Here is a 2,811-nt window from a genome sequence, read left to right as displayed (position 1 = left end):
CACCCGGCCGGCGGCAAACTGCCCCGGCGCGCTGATCAGCAGCGGCACGCGGGCGGCCATTTCAAACCAGTGCATTTTGTACCAGAGCCCGCGCTCGCCGAGCATGTCGCCGTGGTCGCCGGAGAAGATGATGATGGTGTCATCGGCCAGGCCCGTGTCTTCCAGGGTTTGCAGGAGCTTGCCGACGTTACTGTCAATGTAGCTGCACGCGCCGAAGTAGGCGCGGCGTGCATCGCGGATCTTGTTCAGCGGCAGCGGCTTGTCCCACAGGTCATAGACCTTGAGCAGGCGCTGGGAGTGAGGGTCGAGGTCAGCCTGTGGCGGTGTTGCAGGCAGCGGGATGTCGTTGTCGTCGTACAGGTCCCAGAACGGTTTGGGAATGGTGTAAGGGTCGTGTGGGTGCGTCATCGACACGGTCAGGCAGAACGGCTGGTCGCCATCTTCGCGGATATGGTCGAACAGGTACTGCTGGGCCTTGAACACTACCTCTTCGTCGAAATCCAGCTGGTTGGTGCGCACGCACGGCCCGGCCTGCAGCACCGACGCCATGTTGTGGTACCAGGAGGGGCGCACGTCCGGCTCATCCCAGTTCACGGCCCAGCCATAGTCGGCCGGGTAGATGTCACTGGTCAGGCGTTCTTCATAGCCGTGGAGCTGGTCGGGGCCGCAAAAATGCATCTTGCCCGACAGCGCGGTGCGGTAGCCGAGGCGGCGCAGGTAGTGGGCATAGGTCGGCACGTCGGCGGGGAAATCGGCCGCGTTGTCGTAGGCGCCGATCTTGCTCGGCAACTGCCCACTCACCAGGGTAAAGCGCGATGGCGCACACAGCGGACTGTTGCAGTAAGCGGCGTCGAACACCACGCCCTCAGCGGCGAGGCGACTCAAGTTTGGCAGTTTGATAGGCGAAGGACCGTAGAACGGAAGCATCGGCGCGGCCATTTGATCGGCCATGATAAAAAGAATGTTCTTGCGCTTCATGGTTTCGCGGCATTCCATAGTCGATGTTTATGCGAATGAGCATGCAGGCCATGGAAATCGTGGTAAAGCCCATGAGAAGCAATGTCTAGGATAAGCCCAGCTTATGTATGAATCCCTCGGTCACCTGTCACTCGACCTGCTGCGTGCCTTTGAATCCGCAGCGCGCCAACGCAGCTTTACGGCAGCGGCGATGGAGTTGGGCACCACCCAGCCGGCCATCAGCCAGCAGATCAAGCGCCTGGAAGAACAGCTGAAGGTGCGCCTGTTTGATCGCATCTACCGTGGCATCGAGCTGACCGACGCGGGCGCCTTGTTATTCGAGCAGGTACAGGCCGGTTTGCAGAGCATCAACCAGGGCCTGAGCGCGATTGCCGAGCAGGACCAGCATGAAGTCCTGCAGGTGGCGACCGACTTTGCCTTCGCCGCGTATTGGCTGATGCCACGCCTGCATCGTTTCCATGAAGCCAACCCGCAGGTGGACGTGAGCCTGGTCACCAGCGAGCGTAACCACGCCACGTTGCGCAGCGATATCGACGTAGCGGTGCTGTTCGGTGACGGCCGCTTCAAACAGGGCGACAGCCTGTGGCTGTTCAACGAGGAAGTGTTCCCGGTGTGCAGCCCGCAGCTACTCCAGGACCGAGTCGCGCCACTGTCGGTGCAGAGCCTGCTGGAGTTCCCCTTGCTGCACCTGCGCCAGCAAAACAACAACCAGTGGTTCGACTGGAGCGGGGTGTTTCGCGAACTGGGCATCACCACCGCGCCCACCCCGGGCCAACTGCGTTTCGACAATTACACGCTGTTGATCCAGGCCGCGATCGCGGGCCAGGGCGTGGCCATCGGCTGGCGTCACCTTGTGGATAACCTGCTGGAGCAAAAATGGCTGTGCCGGCCGATTGGCGACACGGTGATCTCGCGCTTCGGCTATTACGTGGTGCTGCCCCAGCGCAAACGCCGCAGCCAGTTGATCGAGCGTTTCGTCGACTGGTTGATGACCGAACAGGCCAGCAGCGCACAATCGCTGACCGGTCTGGCCCTGCCGTCCATTGCGGTCTAGGATTTGCCGATCAATGAGCCCGGAGCCTGTCATGCAACGTATCAAGGGCTACCACGCCCATATCTATTTCGACGCCAACACCATCGACCAGGCGCGCAAACTCTGCGAAGACGCCGCGCAATTGTTTCCGCTGCGCATGGGCCGCGTGCATGAACGCCCGGTGGGCCCGCACCCGGACTGGAGCTGCCAGCTGGCATTCGAACCTGAATACATCGGCGTCGTGCTGCCTTGGCTGGCCCTCAACCGCAACGGCCTGGTGGTGTTCCTGCACCCGACCACCGGTGATGACCTCAAGGACCACACCGAACACGCGATCTGGATGGGGGCGATGCGCACGCTGGATCTGTCAATATTTTAAGCCTGCAATTTCCCTATATATGGGACTGATATTTATATATTGAGACTTTGCCGGTCTTGGGTTTATATTCGCCTCATCCGCTCAGAACACTCAGGTGAAGCGATGCAGGCGCAATTGATCGCGCTCGATTGGGGAACCAGTTCCCTTCGTGCTTACAAGCTCGGCCCGGCAGGCGTCGTGATCGAACGGCGCACCTTGGCGTCGGGGATCATGCACCTGCCGACTGAAGCCCGGGAAATAGCCGGTGTTCGCTGCAGCAACGGGTTCGAGCTGGCATTCGACGCAGCCTGCGGTGACTGGCTCGACACCCAGCCCGACCTTCCCGTTATCGCCTGCGGCATGGTCGGCAGCGCCCAGGGCAGGAGCGAAGCGCCTTACAGCGACACCCCGCCCGACGACTCTACCCTCGGCCAGCCGCTGC

At 61.4% G+C, this 2,811-nt stretch carries 4 protein-coding genes; 3 read left to right on the top strand and 1 reads right to left on the bottom strand.

Going from position 1 to position 2,811, the window contains the following annotated elements; translation table 11 throughout:
* A partial coding sequence (gene betC, locus HX846_RS20390) for a choline-sulfatase (protein WP_178965987.1) occupies positions 1-978 on the bottom strand: 978 nt, incomplete at its 3' end.
* Between the two features lie 103 nt (positions 979-1,081).
* Here betC and HX846_RS20385 point away from each other — a divergent pair.
* The 3 genes from HX846_RS20385 to HX846_RS20375 form a co-directional block, all read left to right on the top strand.
* Positions 1,082-2,032 carry a LysR family transcriptional regulator gene (locus tag HX846_RS20385; RefSeq protein ID WP_008439576.1) on the top strand — a complete coding sequence of 317 codons (951 nt, stop codon included), beginning with the start codon at positions 1,082-1,084 and terminating at the stop codon, positions 2,030-2,032.
* A gap of 31 nt (positions 2,033-2,063) precedes the next feature.
* Entirely contained in the window at positions 2,064-2,390 is a 327-nt protein-coding gene (locus HX846_RS20380; RefSeq protein WP_003213639.1) for a DOPA 4,5-dioxygenase family protein, read from the top strand.
* Positions 2,391-2,492: 102 nt separating this feature from the next.
* Positions 2,493-2,811, top strand: a 319-nt coding sequence (locus HX846_RS20375) for a 2-dehydro-3-deoxygalactonokinase (RefSeq protein WP_178965986.1), incomplete at its 3' end; no start/stop codon positions are given.

Source organism: Pseudomonas sp. K5002 (assembly GCF_013386655.1).
In the GTDB taxonomy this organism is placed as follows: Bacteria; Pseudomonadota; Gammaproteobacteria; order Pseudomonadales; family Pseudomonadaceae; genus Aquipseudomonas.
Note: the sequence above shows the minus strand (reverse complement) of the source record. Positions and strands in the feature narration are given on the sequence as shown.

Bases quoted from the DNA above. Each gene is read 5' to 3' on its own strand.
- HX846_RS20385 (WP_008439576.1), top strand. From the start codon at position 1,082: ATGTATGAATCCCTCGGTCACCTGTCACTCGACCTGCTGCGTGCCTTT.
- HX846_RS20380 (WP_003213639.1), top strand. From the start codon at position 2,064: ATGCAACGTATCAAGGGCTACCACGCCCATATCTATTTCGACGCCAAC.